Annotated in this window: 13 protein-coding genes and 3 pseudogenes; 8 read left to right on the top strand and 8 right to left on the bottom strand. The window is 62.1% G+C overall.

The window, feature by feature from the left end; translation table 11 throughout:
* Positions 1-166 precede the first annotated feature (166 nt).
* The gene (locus FH041_RS22380) at positions 167-2,113 is read left to right on the top strand and encodes a bifunctional diguanylate cyclase/phosphodiesterase (RefSeq protein WP_049695502.1); all 1,947 of its coding nucleotides are present in this window, start codon (positions 167-169) and stop codon (positions 2,111-2,113) included.
* A 56-nt stretch (positions 2,114-2,169) separates the two neighbouring features.
* On the opposite strand, the gene FH041_RS22375 is transcribed toward FH041_RS22380, so the two are convergent.
* Positions 2,170-3,105, bottom strand: a complete 936-nt coding sequence (locus FH041_RS22375; RefSeq protein ID WP_027913802.1) for a LysR family transcriptional regulator — start codon at positions 3,103-3,105, stop codon at positions 2,170-2,172.
* Between the two features lie 138 nt (positions 3,106-3,243).
* Here FH041_RS22375 and FH041_RS22370 point away from each other — a divergent pair, with 138 nt between their 5' ends.
* From FH041_RS22370 to FH041_RS23350, 3 genes and pseudogenes are all read left to right on the top strand, one after another.
* The gene (locus FH041_RS22370) at positions 3,244-4,473 is read left to right on the top strand and encodes an FAD-dependent oxidoreductase (protein ID WP_088523103.1); all 1,230 of its coding nucleotides are present in this window, start codon (positions 3,244-3,246) and stop codon (positions 4,471-4,473) included.
* Between the two features lie 174 nt (positions 4,474-4,647).
* Positions 4,648-5,481, top strand: a pseudogene (locus tag FH041_RS23355) (cache domain-containing protein); the annotation flags it as partial.
* A gap of 33 nt (positions 5,482-5,514) precedes the next feature.
* Positions 5,515-6,648: a methyl-accepting chemotaxis protein gene (locus FH041_RS23350; RefSeq protein ID WP_371259659.1), complete on the top strand. Its 1,134-nt coding sequence runs from the start codon at positions 5,515-5,517 to the stop codon at positions 6,646-6,648.
* A gap of 481 nt (positions 6,649-7,129) precedes the next feature.
* Here FH041_RS23350 and FH041_RS22360 read toward each other — a convergent pair whose 3' ends face one another.
* Positions 7,130-7,414, bottom strand: coding sequence for a hypothetical protein (locus tag FH041_RS22360; protein ID WP_132578335.1), 285 nt, complete (start codon positions 7,412-7,414; stop codon positions 7,130-7,132).
* 162 nt (positions 7,415-7,576) lie between these two features.
* Positions 7,577-7,711, bottom strand: a pseudogene (locus FH041_RS22355) (IS5/IS1182 family transposase); the annotation flags it as partial.
* Between the two features lie 285 nt (positions 7,712-7,996).
* Between FH041_RS22355 and FH041_RS22350 the strand changes: the two are divergent.
* Positions 7,997-8,440 (top strand): hypothetical protein, encoded by a 444-nt coding sequence (locus FH041_RS22350; RefSeq protein WP_140175069.1) that lies wholly within the window; start codon positions 7,997-7,999, stop codon positions 8,438-8,440.
* A gap of 166 nt (positions 8,441-8,606) precedes the next feature.
* Here FH041_RS22350 and FH041_RS22345 read toward each other — a convergent pair.
* From FH041_RS22345 to FH041_RS22325, 5 genes and pseudogenes are all read right to left on the bottom strand, one after another.
* Positions 8,607-8,899, bottom strand: a pseudogene (locus FH041_RS22345) (IS630 family transposase); the annotation flags it as partial.
* A gap of 215 nt (positions 8,900-9,114) precedes the next feature.
* Positions 9,115-10,692, bottom strand: coding sequence for a glutamine-hydrolyzing GMP synthase (gene guaA, locus FH041_RS22340; RefSeq protein WP_023533313.1), 1,578 nt, complete (start codon positions 10,690-10,692; stop codon positions 9,115-9,117).
* Positions 10,693-10,802: 110 nt separating this feature from the next.
* Positions 10,803-12,272 carry an IMP dehydrogenase gene (gene guaB, locus FH041_RS22335; RefSeq protein WP_023533362.1) on the bottom strand — a complete coding sequence of 490 codons (1,470 nt, stop codon included), beginning with the start codon at positions 12,270-12,272 and terminating at the stop codon, positions 10,803-10,805.
* A 135-nt stretch (positions 12,273-12,407) separates the two neighbouring features.
* Positions 12,408-12,959, bottom strand: coding sequence for a hypothetical protein (locus FH041_RS22330; protein WP_027913795.1), 552 nt, complete (start codon positions 12,957-12,959; stop codon positions 12,408-12,410).
* 48 nt (positions 12,960-13,007) lie between these two features.
* A complete protein-coding gene (locus tag FH041_RS22325; protein WP_028687074.1) occupies positions 13,008-13,775 on the bottom strand; it encodes a sulfite exporter TauE/SafE family protein in 768 nt (255 codons plus the stop codon).
* A 100-nt stretch (positions 13,776-13,875) separates the two neighbouring features.
* Here FH041_RS22325 and FH041_RS22320 point away from each other — a divergent pair, with 100 nt between their 5' ends.
* The 3 genes from FH041_RS22320 to FH041_RS22310 are packed head-to-tail and all read left to right on the top strand — an operon-like array spanning position 13,876 to position 17,070.
* A complete protein-coding gene (locus tag FH041_RS22320; protein WP_104926490.1) occupies positions 13,876-14,811 on the top strand; it encodes a LysR family transcriptional regulator in 936 nt (311 codons plus the stop codon).
* Between the two features lie 48 nt (positions 14,812-14,859).
* Positions 14,860-16,239 (top strand): exodeoxyribonuclease VII large subunit, encoded by a 1,380-nt coding sequence (gene xseA, locus FH041_RS22315; RefSeq protein WP_023533297.1) that lies wholly within the window; start codon positions 14,860-14,862, stop codon positions 16,237-16,239.
* A 3-nt stretch (positions 16,240-16,242) separates the two neighbouring features.
* Positions 16,243-17,070 (top strand): M23 family metallopeptidase, encoded by an 828-nt coding sequence (locus FH041_RS22310; protein ID WP_027913793.1) that lies wholly within the window; start codon positions 16,243-16,245, stop codon positions 17,068-17,070.
* Positions 17,071-17,426: the final 356 nt, after the last annotated feature.

Below are 17,426 nucleotides of genomic sequence, written 5' to 3'. Positions count from 1 at the left end.
TGGCAGGCGGGAACGAAATCAAAGTGCCACCAGTCTGAACGATTGCAGCAACCAGAGGATCGGCCGATACGGTCCGTGAGAGCAGCGTCCCGCCCTGCTCGTTTCAAGCTGAAAAAGGGCAATCCGTTCGGTTTGTCACCTGGTTGTACTTTCAGAGCGTCGCCTGATGAAAAAAACACTACTCGGCCTGCGAGCTTTGATGTCCGTACCCAAGGACAACCCCGACCTGGTCAAGGCGCAATACATCGCGCTGTCGCGCCAGCTGCCCATGATGTACTTCATCCTGCTGATCAACACCATGATGCTGGCGGGCACCCACTTCACGGTGGCGCCGCGCTGGCTGGTGGTGTACTGCCCGATGATCATGACGGTGTTCGGCCTGGTCCGAGGGATAGAGTGGGTACGTACCCGCAGGCGCGTGCGCAGCCCGGCCCAGATGGTCACGGCACTCAAACGCACCAACACGCTCGCACCCTTCGTTGCCGTGGCCTTCACGGCCTGGTCGCTGGCGCTGTTTCCCTATGGCGACAGCTACACCCGGGCGCATGTCGCCTTCTACATGGCCATCACCGTGATCGGCTGCATTTTCTGCATGATGCACCTGTTGCCAGCGGCCTTGGCCACTACCGCTGTGGTCAACACAGCGTTCGTGGTGTTTTTCGCCTCCACCTCCATCATCACGTTCATTGCCACCGCGCTCGATGTGCTGTTGGTATCGATCGCCATGCTGGTCATCCTCAAGGCGCAATACACCGACTTCACCCGGCTGGTGAACATGCAGGCGCAAACGGCCAGGCTCAGCGAGGAAAACCTGCAGCTGGCCAACGTGGACAGCCTGACCGGGCTTGCCAATCGGCGGCAGTTCTTCTCCCGGCTCGACACGCTGTTGACCCAAGCTGGTGACCAGGGCGCCCGCCTGGCCGTCGGGCTGATTGACCTGGATGGTTTCAAGCCAGTCAACGACCTGTATGGCCACAGTGTGGGCGACCGGCTGCTGTATCAGGTCGGTCAGCGCCTCAACGAGTTGCTCGACGACAGCGTGCACCTGAGCCGGCTGGGGGGCGACGAGTTCGGCCTGATCATTACTCAGGCCCTGGATGACGAGCAGCTACGCGCCTTTGGCGAGAAGGTCTGCACGCGCATGCGCGAGCCATTCGTACTGGTGGACATCCCCATTCAGATCAGTGCGTCGCTGGGCATCGCCACCTTTCCGGATCAGGCATCGTCAGCCACGCAAGTGTACGAATATGCCGACTACGCGCTGTACCAGAGCAAGCGTCATCGCCCTGGTACGGCGTGCCTGTTCAGCACTGCCCATCGTCAGCAACTCAATCGACAAGGGCTGACCGAGCAGGCCCTGCGCAGGGCGGACCTTGATCGCGAGTTTCACATGGTGTTCCAACCCATCGTGGATATCCGCAGCGAGCGAACCGTTGCGTTCGAGGCACTGGCGCGCTGGGAAAGCCCGGAACTGGGTAATGTGCCACCCAGTGATTTCATCCCGATCGCCGAGCGCATCGGCATGGTCAATCGCCTCACGCTGCCCCTGCTGACCAAGGCACTGGACACGGCCGCCAGTTGGCCTGCAGGCATGCGCCTGTCTTTCAACCTGTCTACCCATGACTGTGGCTCGGAAGAGGCCGCCCAGCAGATCGTGGCGTTGATCAGGAGCAGCCGGTTCGACCCTGCGTACCTGGACCTGGAAATCACCGAAACCGCAGCCATCCAGGACCTGCCACAAGCCCAGCGCGCCATCAGCCGCCTGCGTGAATTGGGCTGCGGCATTTCCCTGGACGACTTTGGCACCGGCTACTCCAGCCTCAGCCAGATCCATGCGTTGTCGCTGACCAAGCTGAAGGTGGACCGCACCTTCGTCACCGGCATCCAGCTCAACCCGGCCAGCTTGAAAATCGTCAAGTCGCTGATTGCCCTGTGTCAGGACATGCAACTGGAGTGCATCGTCGAAGGCGTGGAGACTGCGGCAGAACTCAACACCCTGAAGACCCTGGGCTGCACCTGGGCACAAGGCTACCTGTTCTCCAGGCCGATGCGCCCCAACGAGATCGGGGCGTGGCTTGAGGCCGAGCAATGGGTCAAGGTGAAGGCGATCTGACAGGCCGCTTTTTCGGCTGTGACAGCCTGCCGGTGTGACCGCGCTTTACGCCGTGATCAACCTGCGCCGGCAGAACCGCCTGGCAAGCTGTGCATCGCCTCCAACCGCTCCCGAATGAACGCCAGCAGGGCGCGCACCCGCGCCGTCACTGAATGGCGGTGGCTATACGCCGCCAGCAACTGCAAAGGCGCCGGGCACAGATCCAGTACCACTTCCTGCAACCGGCCAGCCGCCAGATCGTCCTGGCAGGGATAAGCCGCCACAATCGCAAACCCTATCCCCTGCCGCGCGCCCGCCACGGCCAGCTCACCGCTGTTGACGCGGTAACGGCTGCGCACCGGTACCTTGACGATTTCGCCCTTGGCACCTTGAAACTGCCAGGGTTGCCCGCCGAGCGCGCTGAGCGTGGTGATGCAAGGCAGCGACTTCAGCGCTCGAACGTGCTGCGGGATACCTGTACGGGCCAGCAGAGACGGGGCAGCGACCACGATGCTCGGCAAGCAGGCCAGCTCGCAGGTGATGAACTCGCTGTCTTCCTGGCGGCCACGGTGAAAGAGGATGCACAGGTCCACGTCCTCACGCAGCACTTGCAGCCCAGTCACCCGGGTATCGCACTCAAGCTCGATGCCAGGGTGCAGGCTGCAAAATTCGGCCAGGATGGGCGCCAGCAGCCTGGGAGCCTCACCCGGCATACACAGCTTCAATGGACCTCGCAGCTCGCGCTGTACAGCACCGAGTGCTTCCTGGGTGCTGCGCAAAGCGTCGAGCAAGGGCTTGGCCCGTGCGTATAACAGCCGCCCCGCTTCGGTCATGCGCAGATGACGGGTGCTGCGCTCGAGCAGGCGCGTGCCGAGCTGTCGCTCCAGTGAAGCGACATGGCGACTGACATTCGAAGACGGCATGGCCAACACACGCGAGGCGCCGACGAAACTCTGCTCATCCACCACCGCTGTATAAACACGGACCGCATTCAGATCGAGCTCATTGCGCACTGACTATCCCACCTGAGGTATGAAAACGTCCCATTTTTGCACGCTAGTGATCTGAAACGGGGAAATCTACGATTGCCCTTTGCCCCCAGCGCTCAATGACCTGGCGCGGGGCAGTGAATGAACAAGGAGGGCTGGAACGTGGACATAGCGATAGTGGGTGCAGGCATTGCAGGGCTGAGCGCGGCGCTGGCGTTGCGCAAGCAAGGCTTCAACCCTCGGGTCTTTGAGCGCCGCAATGTACCGGCAGCCGGAGGGGCCGGCGTGACGCTCTGGCCCAACGCCAGCTTTGTGCTGGAGAAGCTCGGCGTGTTGCACGCTATTCAGGCCGTCGGCGGCAGGCCCCTTGCCATGCGCCGGTACGATGCAGCCGGCAATGCGTTGGGAGGCCTGGATATCGAACTGCTGGACCGAACCATGGGCTACCCCACCGTAACGGTGCTGCGCCGGGATTTGCAGGACGTGTTGCTCGCACATGCAAGGCGGGCGGGGATCGCAGTCGAATTCGGCTGCCAGGCAGTTGCCATCGACCTGGATGCCCAGGGCCAGGCCGTGGCCCGCTTCGGCAACGGCACACGCATCCGCCCAGACGTGCTGATCGGTGCGGACGGGCGCATGGCATCGGTGACACGTAAGTTCGTCGCGGGCGACAACACCCCGCGCTATCAAGGGTTCGTGAACTGGATCGGCGTGGCCCAAGGGTCGCGCGCACTGGTGGACGATGTGTCGATCCAGGATTACTGGGGAACGGGGCAGCGCTTCGGTGCGGTGGCGGTTCGACCTGACCTGGTGTATTGGGCCGCTGCGCAAGCATGCCCGTCCAACGAAGGGGCTGGCCAAGCCGATGACCGGGCGCAGGTCGAGCATAAATTCGCCCAATGGCCCGAGCCCGTTTCACGCATCATCCGGGCAACCCCCATCCAGGCCGTCCGGCGAATTGCAGTCCACGACTTGGAACCGCTGCACACGTGGAGCCGCGCGAACGTGCTGTTGATCGGCGACGCTGCGCATGCGCCATTGCCCACCTCCGGCCAAGGCGCCTGCCAGGCCCTGGAAGACGCCTGGCACCTGGCTCGCTGCCTGGCTGTTGCCGGCAACGAGCCCACCGAGGCGTTTGAGGTATTTACAACGATCCGCGCCCCCAAAACCGCACGGCTTTCGGAACAGGGCCGGGGCTTTGCCCGCGCCTTGTTCGCAACGGATGCCCAGACGTGTCGGTTGCGCGATGAGAGGGTCAGGGCGTGCGACCCAGCGCGGGACGTGCAGGTGTTGGCCGCGGGATGGGCGCAGGGTTTACCGATGGCGGGAGGGGTGCTTGATACGCCGTTGCCTGAAGACGGCCGGGACAGCGTTTATCGTTTGAGAGGATGACGATGCTTCATGGGTATAAGAAGGTGTGCTCGGCTTTGGCTGATTCCCCCTCGACTCATAGCCTTTTTGCCGCCACCGGTCGTCCGCTCATACGAAACATGATGTAGCACCTCAACTATCGGGCTTGGCTGCCGTAATCAATGAAAGCCAACCTAAATTTTGTGGAGCTTCAGCATGTCGCTACTTCCCAATCGCATCTCCGGGCGCATGACCCTGGGAATCCTGACGTTGCTGGCACTCACCGCATTGGCGATCTATAGCGTCATGACCCTGGGCGGCAAGCCTGAACTGGTTGCAGCTGGCACCGAGGCGGCGGAACAGTCGGCCAGCGCCATCACCCGCCAGCTGGCCATGCAGGTGAACCGCATCGAGGGCACCGCGGCTGCAATGGCGCACCTGGCCGAGACCCTGCCCCGCGACGAGAACCTGATCAAGGCGAACTTGCCCAACGTGATCGACAGCCAAGGCGATACCGCCATTGCAGGCGGCGGGCTGTGGCCAGAACCCAACAGCTTCGTTGCCGGCACCGAACGCCGCAGTTTTTTCTGGGCACGCAACGCCAGCAATGGGTTGGATTACTCGGACGAGTACAACGCTGCGCAAACCGCGCCGTATCAGGCTGAGTCCTGGTACATCGGCGCCAAAGCCGCGCCCTTGGGCCGCTGTGTCTGGTCGGATGGGTACCAGGACCCGGTCAGTGGCGTCGCCATGACGACGTGCAGCGTGCCCTATCACGCCCAAGGCGCGTTCGCCGGCGTCGCCACCATTGACCTGAAGCTCGACGGCCTTGCGGCCTTCCTCAAGGCCAACGGCAATGTCACCGGTGGCTACGCCTTTGCGGTCGACGCCTCAGGTAACCTGCTGTTCTTCCCCGATGCAAAGAGCGCCAAGGGCTTGCCGACCCTTGCCGGCCTGAGCCAGGAACAACCGTGGTTCAAGCCAGTGGCCGATAGCCTGGCGAGCAAGCCGGCTGGCACCACCACCCTTTATCTGGATAACGATGCGCGCCTCGATGGGCCGGCCTACGTCACCCTGGCTACCATGGAAGGCACTGGCTGGCGCATTGGCTTGGTCACCCCCGAAGCTCGTGTTGTCGGCCTGGCGAACAAGCTCACCGGCCAGATCCTGCTGTTCCTGCTGCCCTTACTGGCCATTTTGCTGGGGCTGGCATGGCTGGCGGGCAAGCGGCTGCTCACCCAGATCGACGAAACCACGGCGCAAATCGAAAGCCTGGGTCAAGGCGGCCAGGCGGGTGCTCAGCTAGACGTTGTGCGCAATGATGAGCTGGGCGCGTTGCGCACGGCCGTCAACCAGTACGCCGGCTCTCTGCAGGCCATGCTGCGCCACATAGCCGAGGAGTCGGTGTCACTGGAAGAACAAGCCAACGAGCTGGCGCAACTGTCCACTGGCCTGGCCGATCGGGCAGAGGCGCAACGCGTGGACAACACCCTGCTCGCCACCGCCATCACCGAAATGTCGGCCAGCGCCAATGAGGTCGCGCGCAACACCACGGACTGCTCGGACACGGCTCGCAGCTCATTGGTCGAGGCGCAGAAGAGTCAGGACCAAGTCAGTCGCAACGGTGAATCCATCGAAGGCCTGGCGACCGACATCTCGGGCGCGGCCACCGCGATCACCCAGCTAGGCGAAGACATCGAGCGCGTAGGCGGCGTGCTGGAGGTGATCAAGTCGATCTCCCAGCAGACCAACCTGTTGGCGCTCAACGCTGCCATCGAGGCCGCCCGCGCTGGCGAACAAGGCCGCGGCTTTGCGGTGGTAGCCGATGAGGTGCGCACGCTTGCCGGCCGTACACAAACGTCTGCCAACGAAATCCAGGAAATGATCACCCATCTACGCGAGGCATCGTACGCTGCGGTCACCACCATGCAGCACGGTGCGCAGCGCACTCGCGAGTCGGTGCAGCAGGCCGTGGGCGTGGCCACGACCCTGGGCACCACCGTGGGCAGTTTCGACGACATCGTCCAGCGCGCCCAGCAGATCGCCGTCGCCGCCCAGGAGCAGAGCCACGTGACGCAGGAAATCAACGAGCTGGCGGTACGGATCCATGCGGCCAGTGAAGAAGGCGCCCGGGATGCGAGTACGCTCAGGGAGTTGGGCAAGGGGATGCAGTCGATTTCGGCGCGGCTGGGTGGGTTGAGTCGCGGCGGTCGTTAGGACTTGGGGCTTGGGCTTGGCAGCCAAGCATTGAGTGAAAGGCTGTTATCCAATGCAAATGGGGCCGCTAAGCGGCCCCGTCCCTTCCGGCCTCCTGTAAGGGAGCCGAAAGCGCTTCAGCGCAATAGCTCGGTGGCCAACACGCTGTTGCTAAATGGCGTGGATCACGCCCACGCTATTCCAAAAGCAGCCTTTCGTCTGCGTCGTCTCAATAGCCAATCTCGGCCAGCCGAGCAAATGCATGGTAGTGGCTATGAGATCAAGGGTGATTCATGGCGCCTGAGTTGGGAACCCATACTGGCTTGAATGAGCCAGCAGAAGCTGGCTCTTTCTTTTCTAGAGAACTACTTCAGGATCGGGATCTCAGCCAATCTACCCTTGAGCGTGATGGCGTCTCACGGCAGGTGCTCGGTGATACCCAAACCAACCACATCAGTCGCCTTGGATACACCGTTGATTAATCGCACGCCTTGGGCGAAGCTCATTTTCCCTGCAGGGAAGCCTCGTAAGGGTCGCAGGCCGGGTTAGGCTCGCCGAAGAAGACCGAGCGACACTCAGTCGGATCCAGGACATCCAGATCGAATTGGATGGCCAGATGCTTGATCTCGTTGACGCGGTTCCACTCCAGCACGCTTGCACTAGATAAGATCTGCGCTTCTGGCGGCGCAACGTTCAGGCTATAGCGCTCGATGAACTCAGCCCCCTGACATGTCAGACCATCGTTCCGCAGCCATGCGAACATCACCTTCTTCGGGTCAATATGCACCTTCACCTGCGCAGCGAGTGGGGTGTTTTATAAGTACCATGGAAACATCAATTACCCAGCGCTCTTGCTACACGAGCGACCCGTTGAATTTGCCTTGGTTCAACCGGCGCGCCGCCAGCCAAACGACACCCCCATCATGCATCAGCACTTGCATTCGGGAAGTAGCGACAGGCCTTTATCTTGAAGATAACCGTTAATGACCGCGAGCCTCGCGCAGGTCAGTGGATGCTATTCCAGTAGGTGCCGGAATGTCATGTTCGTGATGTCTTCAGGTATCGGGGCCCTCAGGGTCAGGCGGTCAGGCGTCATCACACTGCAGGACTTGACCGGCGACTTCCTCTCCGCGGCCATTACGCTAACACGGCGGTTAATCAACTGATATTTTTGCCAGTATGAAAATCTATAAGGGCGCATTACGTTAGGTACGACGAAAGACAGACTTGAAAACCTAGACAGGCTGCCCGCGTCTATTTTTCAATGAGTTTCGATTTTGTCTTCTGCGTCATTAACAATGACGCTGGGGCATGAAAATACTGTCTTTTTCCACAGCTGTAACCTTCATCAGCAAAATAGAGGTGTCTTATGGGAAAGCGAAGAGAGTCTGCCTTTAAACTTTACTTTGGCAATGACGAGAATGAATCTAAAGCCATTGTGAGGTTTACCGATGATGATGGGCTAGGCATCGGTCTTGACGGTGGTGATGTAGCCAAGGTGACTAAAGGTCAAATGGTCGCACAGCATACAGAAATGGGCCCAGAGTACCTAGATCACCTCGGCGGCAAATTAAGGGCTACTTTATGGGTAGAAATTGTAGACAGCTGGGAAAAAGACGGTAACTGGGGTGGTTACCTTAAAGTTGCCTGCGAGCACTTGAAGGGTCAGTACCTCGATAGCAAAAGCGGATGGGTGAGGCCCTACAGTAAAAAGTACGACCCCGTGACGTTCGTCGACAAGGACGATTATTACGAGATCTGGCAAGGAGACCCTGGGACGGGTAAACCATTGAGTATTGAGGGGGGGTCTTGAGGTTCATGGATGACAAGACGAATATTGGCCAATGGAATATCAAAGACTAAATAGCAATGACCCGTGTTCCGCTCGGGAAGTTCGTTAATCCAAAAGCCCCTGAAACATTGGGCGAGTTATTTAAACAGATAAACGAACTAACCGTTCGGGGCACTCGTGTGGTGTTTCATAAGTACTGTGGACACATCATTTGCCCAGGGCTCTTGCTTGCACGAGCGGCTGAGGTGAGGATGTCATCAGCTTCTGGCGCCACCGGAATGGCTCCGGGTTCTGGTTGTACGTTTCCAAGTCCTGCGCAATGGATGCTTATAGATCTTTGACGCTAACCTGTGCCTGCCGCTTGATCCATTTCTCGCTCAGCGTTGAGAAAAAGCGCTCGACCCCATTCAGGCACGAGGCCGGAGTCGGTGTGAAGTGCATGTTGTAGCGCGGACGCGCCGCGAGCCAGGCCCTGACTTTCGATACAGTGTCAATACTGAGGCAAACGACATGGTATTGAGCGTCATGCATGGCATTAGATGCAGTCAATACCCCGTACCATGTCACACAAACACCGTGCTTGGCGATGCAGAACTCTATCCGAATTTGCCAAACGCAAAAAGCCAAAAGCCCGCAATTACGCGGGCTTCAGGGCATTTTTTGCTAGATCGTGCCGGGCTATACCGGACGCAGGATCACTCCCACTCAATCGTCGCCGGCGGCTTGCTCGACACGTCGTAGGTCACCCGCGAGATACCGTCGATCTCGTTGATGATACGGCCGCTCACGGTTTCCAGCAGTTCGTAAGGCAGATGAGCCCAACGCGCGGTCATGAAGTCCACGGTCTCGACGGCGCGCAGGGCGACGACCCAGGCGTAGCGACGGCCGTCACCGACCACACCAACCGATTTCACTGGCTGGAACACCACGAAGGCCTGGCTGGTCTTGTGGTACCAATCAGCCTTGCGCAGCTCTTCGATGAAGATATGGTCCGCGCGACGCAGAATGTCGGCGTATTCTTTCTTCACTTCACCCAGGATGCGCACACCCAGGCCCGGGCCTGGGAATGGGTGGCGGTAGACCATGTCGTAGGGCAGGCCGAGTTCAAGGCCGATCTTGCGCACTTCATCCTTGAACAGCTCACGCAGTGGTTCGACCAGCTTGAGGTTCATTTCCTCCGGCAGGCCACCGACGTTGTGGTGGGACTTGATCACGTGGGCCTTGCCACTCTTGGCGCCAGCCGATTCGATCACGTCCGGGTAGATGGTGCCCTGGGCGAGGAACTGGATGTTGGGCAGCTTGCTGGCCTCGGCATCGAAGATGTCGATGAAGGTGCGGCCGATGATCTTGCGCTTCTTCTCCGGGTCGGCTTCGCCGGCCAGGTTGTCGAGGAACTGCTGTTCAGCGTCGGCACGGATCACCTTGACGCCCATGTTCTCCTTGAACATGGCCATCACCTGGTCACCCTCGTGCAGGCGCAGCAGGCCGTTGTCGACGAAGACGCAGGTCAGCTGGTCGCCGATGGCGCGGTGCAGCAGGGCCGCGACCACCGAACTGTCCACGCCGCCGGACAGGCCGAGCAGGACGTTGGCCGACCCCACTTGCTCACGCACCTGGGCGATGGCGTCCTCGACAATGTTGGACGGGGTCCACAGGGCTTCACAGCCGCAGATGTCCTGCACGAAACGGGACAGGATGCGACCGCCCTGCTTGGTGTGGGTCACTTCCGGGTGGAACTGCACGCCGTAGTAGCCGCGTGTGTCGTCGAACATGCCGGCGATCGGGCAGCTCGGGGTGCTGGCCAGTACGTGGAAACCGGTCGGCAGCTGGGTGACCTTGTCACCGTGGCTCATCCACACGTCCAGGCCCAGTACGCCGTCGGCGTCGATATGGTCCTCGATGCCGTCGAGCAGGCGGCTCTTGCCGACCACGTCCACGCGGGCATAACCGAACTCACGCAGGTCGGACCCTTCGACCTTGCCGCCCATCTGTTCGGACATGGTCTGCATGCCGTAGCAGATGCCCAGCACAGGCACGTTCAGGTCGAACACGGCCTGGGGTGCACGGGGGCTGTTGGCTTCGTGAACCGACTCGGGGCCACCGGCGAGGATGATGCCGCGCGGGTTGAATTCGCGGATCGCTTCATCGTCCATGTCGAACGGGTGCAGTTCGCAGTACACGCCGATCTCGCGCACGCGGCGGGCGATCAGCTGGGTGTACTGGGAGCCGAAATCGAGGATGAGGATCCGGTGAGCGTGAATATCGAGGGCCATGGGGAATCTCTGATTCAGCTGCGAGCTTGAAGCTGCAAGCTGCAAGTTGATCGGGGAAAACGCAGTGGCTGCGCGAACGCAGCCACCGTCTGGAGCTTACCGCTGAGCAATCAGCCAACCCGGTAGTTGGGGGCTTCCTTGGTGATCTGCACGTCGTGAACGTGGGACTCGGCCATGCCGGCGCCCGTGATGCGTACGAATTCCGGCTTGGTGCGCATCTCTTCGATGGTGGCACTGCCGGTGTAGCCCATGGACGAACGCAGGCCGCCCATCAGCTGGTGAATGATCGCGGCCAGTGCGCCCTTGTACGGCACGCGGCCTTCGATACCTTCGGGGACCAGCTTCTCGGCACCGGCCGAGGAGTCCTGGAAGTAACGGTCGGAGGAGCCTTGCGACTGCGCCATGGCGCCCAGCGAACCCATGCCACGGTAGGCCTTGTAGGAGCGGCCCTGGAACAGTTCGACTTCGCCCGGGGCTTCTTCGGTACCGGCGAACATCGAACCCATCATCACGCAGCTGGCACCGGCGACGATGGCCTTGGACAGGTCACCGGAGAAGCGGATGCCGCCGTCGGCGATCAATGGCACACCGGTGCCTTCAAGCGCAGCGGCGACGTTGGCGATGGCGCTGATCTGCGGCACGCCGACACCGGCCACGATACGGGTGGTGCAGATCGAGCCAGGGCCGATACCGACCTTGACCGCGTCCGCGCCGGCTTCGGCCAGGGCCTTGGCAGCCGCGCCGGTGGCGATGTTGCCGCCGATCACCTGCACCTGCGGGTAGGTTTGCTTGACCCAGCGCACGCGCTCGATCACGCCCTTGGAGTGCCCGTGAGCGGTGTCGACCACGACCACGTCCACGCCAGCGGCGACCAGGGCGGCAACACGCTCGCCGGTGTCCTTGCCGGTGCCGACAGCAGCGCCAACGCGCAGACGACCCTGGTCGTCCTTGCTGGCCAATGGATAGGCCTTGGCCTTCTCGATGTCCTTGACGGTCATCATGCCCTTGAGGCTGAAGTGCTCGTCGACGATCAGCACTTTCTCGAGGCGGTGCTTGTGCAGCAGCTCGCGCACCTCGTTCTTGTCCGCGCCCTCGCGGACGGTGACCAGGCGTTCCTTGGGCGTCATCACTTCGCGGACCCTGGCGTCCAGGCGGCTTTCGAAGCGCACGTCGCGGGAGGTCACGATACCGACCAGGTCACCGTTTTCCAGCACAGGCACGCCGGAAATGTTGTTCAGGCGCGTCAGGTCGAACAGGTCACGCACGGTGGCGTCGGCCTCGATGGTGATCGGGTCCTTGACCACGCCAGCCTCGAACTTCTTGACCTTGCGCACTTCGCCGGCCTGCTGCTCGATGGTCATGTTCTTGTGGATGATGCCGATACCGCCTTCCTGGGCCATGGCGATGGCCAGGCGCGCTTCGGTGACGGTGTCCATGGCAGCGGAGACCAGCGGGATGTTCAGCTCGATGCCACGGGTCAAACGGGTCTTGAGACTGACTTCATTGGGCAGTACCTCGGAATAACCAGGTACAAGGAGAATATCGTCGAAGGTCAGGGCTTCTTGGCTGATACGCAACATCGCGGGGGCTCCCGGGCGGGAAAAATGGAAGCGCGCCATTATACTCATGCGTGCCGTGCCACTCAATGTAAATCAAGCCTGAAGTTACAAGTGGCCGTTGCTGCCCTGCGCGCTACCGCCCTGCCCGGCCGCTCGTCAGGCGAGCCGGACCTGCACCACCGCCACCGGTTGGTCCAGCCAATCGGCGAAGCTGTCGATGAACGCCTGGGTGAACCCGGCATCGCCCCAGTTGTTGAAGATGAAGCCCAGGTTGGAAAAGGCACAGGGTTGCAGGAACAGAAAGCCATTGATGTCGTCTTCGAACCCGCACAGCGGGCACGTGAAGTTGTCGCTGACCCCAGGCATCCACTCTTCCAGGCTGTCGAACAACGGCTCGCCCACTTCCCGCCGGCACTGCGGGCAGCCTGCCTCTTCCTTGAAGCCTTCGGTGGGCGTATAGATGCAGCGCTTGAGCATCACCTCAAGGCCGTTGACCGGCGCACCGAAGGGCAGTTTGTCGGGGTGCAGCGCCACCTTGCGAGCACCTGGCCCAAGGGCATGGGCCATGCGGTTGCCGGTACGCCCGCAGGTGGTCAGCTGCTCTTCCACGACCTTTTCGCGGACCAGCCAGCGCAGGATGGCGCGGGCGCGGGCCTCGTGCACCGGGACGGTGGACTGCCTGGGAACGATGATGCTTTGGGTATTCATGAGCGGGACAAGCCTTGGATCGGGTAGTCGGCCAATTCTACCCCCTGCTCAAGCGCTCACATAGCGAGCGATGAGCGCCAGGCCGCTGGCCAGCACCAACCAGGTGACCAGCCGCACGAAGACCTCGCGTGACAGCCTGTGCGCGAGCCTGCGCCCAGCCCACAGGCCGATGACCATCACCGGCAACAGGCAGGCCGCCATCAGCAGCAGTTGTCGATCGGCGTAGACACCGGCGACCAGGAACAGCGTCAGGCGCACCAGGGTGCTGCAACTGATCAACGCGCTCTGGGTGGCGCGCACCTGCGCCTTGTCGGGCAGGCGAGCGCTCAGGTAAAGGGCGTAGAGAAAGCCGCCACTGCCGAACAAGGCCCCGAACAGCCCGCCCACAGTGCCCATTGGTGCCGCCCACCACCCGGCAAGCGAGGCCGGGCGTACCTTCAGCGCCAGGCTGTAGAGCGCATAGGCGGTGATGAACAGCCCCATCAGCAGCATCAGCAGGTCCGATTTGAGCTGCAGCAGGAACACAACGCCCAGGGTGCACCCCAGCGCCATGAACGGCAGCAGGCGCAGCAATTCGCGCCGTATCACATCGCGCCGCGAGGGCAGCAGGTTGCCGAACGCCGCCACGAAATCGAGCAACACCAGCAAGGGAATGATCTGCGACAGCGGCATGAAATGGATCAGCACCGGGCCTGCCACCAACGCCGTGCCGAAGCCGGCGATGCCGAACACCACATAGGCCGCCGCGATACCCAGCACGATGGGTAGCCAGTCAAGCACCGAGAACGGTAGTGCTATGGCGAAGTCAGCAAGCATCGGCGCATTGTCCTTGAAGGTTCAGCGCACCATAACCAAACCCGTGTCATGCCGGCTAATATGCAATCTCGCCTTGATCCATCTCGAAATGGCATCGCTCATGATCTCGACCCGTCAGTTACGTTACTTCGTGGAAATTGCCGAATGTGGCAGCTTCAGTGCTGCGGCCGAACGGCTGTATGTCGCCCAGTCCGCCCTCAGCCGCCAGGTGCGCGAGCTTGAACTGCAGCTGGACACGGCGTTGTTCGAACGCACGGCCAGGTTGCCTCGCCTGACCGATGCGGGCCGGGCGTTCCTGCCGCGTGCGCGCAACCTGCTGCTGGACCTGGACAAGGCTGGCGAGCTGGCCCGAGCCGTTGGCCAGGGCCTGCGCGGCAGCCTGAACATCAGCCACTCCAGCACGGTGCCGCTGACCGGTCGGTTGCTTGAGCACTTGGGTGAGTACTTGCGGACCAACCCACGCGTGAGCATGGAGATCGCCCAGCTGTCCTCCGAAGGGCAGCTTGCAGCCCTGGCCGAAGGTCGCCTGGACATCGGGTTGCTGAGACTGCCGGTGCTGCGTCAGCACGATGGGTTGTGCGTCGAGCCGCTGTTCGAAGAGCCCCTGCTGCTGGCGCTTGCCCCTACCCATGAGCTGGCAGCGCGCGATTGCATCGCCTTGGCGGAGCTTTCGAGCCAGCCGTTCATCTCCATTCCCCACCACCAACGCGGTGGCCTGAGCTATCTGTCTGCCGAGCTGTGCATGGCGGCGGGGTTCTTTCCCCAGCCTGCGCGGGTGGTGTCGCGCAAGACCACGCAGTTGCAGCTGATCCAGGCGGGGTTCGGGGTGGCTTTGCTGCCACGCTGCATGCAGGACATCGCCCCTCCTGCGCTGCGGTTCATCCCGCTGACGGACCCCGGCTGCGTCAGCACCGTCGCCATCGCTCACCGTCGCGATGCCGGGCCGCTGGTTAGCCAGTTCATCGAACACATGACCTGCGCAGCTTCGGCAATCGGTACGCCAGGGCAGGCACCCGCGATCCAGGTCAGCTCCTGATCGACCGGGCACGACACCCGGCCCCCTCATCCTTTATAGTGCCTTCCCATGATCAAAGACCCTTTCGAACGCCTCGGCCTTGACCGTGATGTGCTCACCGTCAGCCAACTCAATGGCCGCGCCCGGGTGCTGCTGGAAGACGTTTTCCGCAGCGTGTGGGTGGAGGGCGAGATTTCCAACCTGGCCCGGCCGGCCTCCGGTCACATGTACTTCACCCTCAAGGACAGCGGTGCCCAGGTGCGCTGCGCCCTCTTCCGGCAGAGCGCCACGCGGGTGCGCCAGGCACTGCGTGATGGCCTGGCGGTACGGGTGCGCGGCAAGGTGTCCCTGTTCGAAGGCCGTGGCGACTATCAGCTGATCCTCGATACGGTGGAGCCTGCTGGCGATGGTGCGCTGCGCCTGGCTTTCGAGGCGCTCAAGGAAAAGCTTGGCGCCGAGGGCTTGTTCAGCACCGACAGCAAGCGCGCGCTGCCTGCGCATCCCCAGCGTATCGGCATCATCACCTCCCCCACCGGGGCCGTGATCCGCGACATCATCAGTGTGTTCGCCCGTCGCGCGCCCCAGGTGGAGTTGAACCTGATCCCCACCGCCGTGCAGGGCCGCGAAGCCATCGCCCAGATCGTGCGCGCCATTCGCCTGGCCGACAGCCGCGGTTTCGACGCATTGATCCTGGCCCGCGGCGGCGGTTCGCTGGAGGACCTGTGGTGCTTCAACGAGGAAGCCGTGGCGCGCGCCGTGGCCGCGTGCAAGACGCCGATCGTGAGCGCCGTGGGCCATGAAACCGACGTGTCGATCAGCGACTTCGTAGCCGACGTGCGTGCCCCTACCCCGTCTGCTGCGGCCGAGCTGCTTGCCCCCGACAGCAGCGGGTTGCAGCATCGCCTGGACGGCCTGCAACGGCGCCTGACCCTGCGCATGCAGAACCGGTTGGTGCATGATCGCCTGCGCCTGGAGTCGCTGATTCGCCGCTTGCGCCATCCGGGCGAACGCCTGCGTCAGCAGGCTCAGCGCCTTGATGACCTGGACATGCGCCTGCGCCGTGCCTTCCTGCACAACCTCAATCAGCGCCGCGAGCGCTTGGTGCGCCTGGAGACGCGCCTGGCTGCGCAACATCCCGGGCGCACCCTGGCCCTGCTGGGCCAGCGCCTGGACAGCCTGGCCGAGCGACTGCCACGGGCCATGCGCGACGTGCTCAAGGACCGGCGCCAGCGCTTCCAGGCCCAGCTACAGACCCTGCAGATCGTCAGCCCCCTGGCGACGCTGGCGCGCGGCTACAGCATTCTGCTCGACGAACAAGGCCAGGCCATCCGCAGCGCCGAACAGACGCGCAACGGCCAGCGCCTCACCGCACGCCTCAACGAAGGCGAGCTGCAGGTGCGGGTCGAAGATAACCACCTGACTCCGGTCACGCTCTCACTTCTGGATTGACCCATGCCCCGCTTGCTCGCGTCACTGCTCGCCCTCGCCTTCACCGTCCTGAGCGCCACAGCCCAGGCCAGCTACATCACCCGCACGCTGAACAAGCCGGTGCCCGGCGGCGTTGCAGTGGTCGACCTGGGGCCGGCAGCCAGTGCCCCCAGCGCACGCTTCGATGGCAAGCCGGTGCTGGTGGTCAAGGAACAGGACAACTGGTTGGCCATCGTCGGTATCCCCCTGACCCAGAAGCCTGGGCAGGCGGTGGTGCAGCAAGGCAGCCGAAGCCTGCCCTTCACCGTGGGCCACAAGCAGTACCCCGAACAGCGCATCACCTTGAAGAACACCCGCCAGGTCAACCCCAATCCGGCCGACCTCAAGCGCATCGATCGCGAACTGGCCGAGCAGATCAAGGCCTACCGCAGCTTCAGCCCGGCATTGCCAAGCAACCTGATCCTCGACAAGCCGGTCAATGGGCCGCTGTCGAGCAAGTTCGGCGTGCGCCGGTTCTTCAATGGTGAAGAGCGCAACCCCCATGCGGGCCTGGATTTCGCCGTACCAGCGGGTACGCCGATCAAGACGCCAGCCAATGGCAAGGTGATTCTGGTAGGCGATTATTTTTTCAATGGCCGCACGGTGTTCGTCGACCACGGGCAGGGCTTCATCAGCATGTTCTGCCATATGTCCAGGATCGACGTGCAGAACGGGCAGCAGCTGCGTCGTGGCGATGTGGTTGGGCGCGTTGGCTCAACGGGGCGCGCGACCGGGCCGCACATGCACTGGAACGTCAGCCTGAACGATGCGCGTGTTGACCCGGCGATCTTCATCGGTGCCTTTCAGCCCTGAGGCAGGGCTGACTCTGCGTCGATAGACCCTTGAGCCGCCCGACGAAACGGGCGGCGATTGCCGGGCCAACGCAGATCTGAAGCCCTTCTGAACGGTTGACACACCATTGCGCCAAAGAAAAATACTGCGCAACAGATGCAAAGCATTCAAATGCTAGCCACAAGAAAATCTCGCAATAGCGCTTTTTTTGAGCATTTCTCTCAATTTTTTTTCAACGCTTGCCAACCCTCAGCCCACTGGTTAGGGTTGAGGCCATGAAAACCTTCAGCACCCTCATCTTGCTCCGACAACATCGCAGCCTCTGCCTGGTCAGCGCTCGACTACCAGGCTGAATCGCGTCGCCTCGCCCCCACCTC

Source organism: Pseudomonas sp. SWI7 (assembly GCF_006351945.1).
Classification (GTDB): domain Bacteria; phylum Pseudomonadota; class Gammaproteobacteria; order Pseudomonadales; family Pseudomonadaceae; genus Aquipseudomonas; species Aquipseudomonas fulva.
This window is presented reverse-complemented; position numbering and strand designations above follow the sequence as displayed.

Bases quoted from the DNA above. Each gene is read 5' to 3' on its own strand.
- FH041_RS22350 (WP_140175069.1), top strand. From the start codon at position 7,997: ATGGGAAAGCGAAGAGAGTCTGCCTTTAAACTTTACTTTGGCAATGAC.
- xseA (WP_023533297.1), top strand. From the start codon at position 14,860: ATGATCAAAGACCCTTTCGAACGCCTCGGCCTTGACCGTGATGTGCTC.
- FH041_RS22310 (WP_027913793.1), top strand. From the start codon at position 16,243: ATGCCCCGCTTGCTCGCGTCACTGCTCGCCCTCGCCTTCACCGTCCTG.
- FH041_RS23350 (WP_371259659.1), top strand. From the start codon at position 5,515: ATGGAAGGCACTGGCTGGCGCATTGGCTTGGTCACCCCCGAAGCTCGT.
- FH041_RS22330 (WP_027913795.1), bottom strand. From the start codon at position 12,959: ATGAATACCCAAAGCATCATCGTTCCCAGGCAGTCCACCGTCCCGGTG.
- FH041_RS22380 (WP_049695502.1), top strand. From the start codon at position 167: ATGAAAAAAACACTACTCGGCCTGCGAGCTTTGATGTCCGTACCCAAG.
- guaB (WP_023533362.1), bottom strand. From the start codon at position 12,272: ATGTTGCGTATCAGCCAAGAAGCCCTGACCTTCGACGATATTCTCCTT.
- guaA (WP_023533313.1), bottom strand. From the start codon at position 10,692: ATGGCCCTCGATATTCACGCTCACCGGATCCTCATCCTCGATTTCGGC.
- FH041_RS22320 (WP_104926490.1), top strand. From the start codon at position 13,876: ATGATCTCGACCCGTCAGTTACGTTACTTCGTGGAAATTGCCGAATGT.
- FH041_RS22325 (WP_028687074.1), bottom strand. From the start codon at position 13,775: ATGCTTGCTGACTTCGCCATAGCACTACCGTTCTCGGTGCTTGACTGG.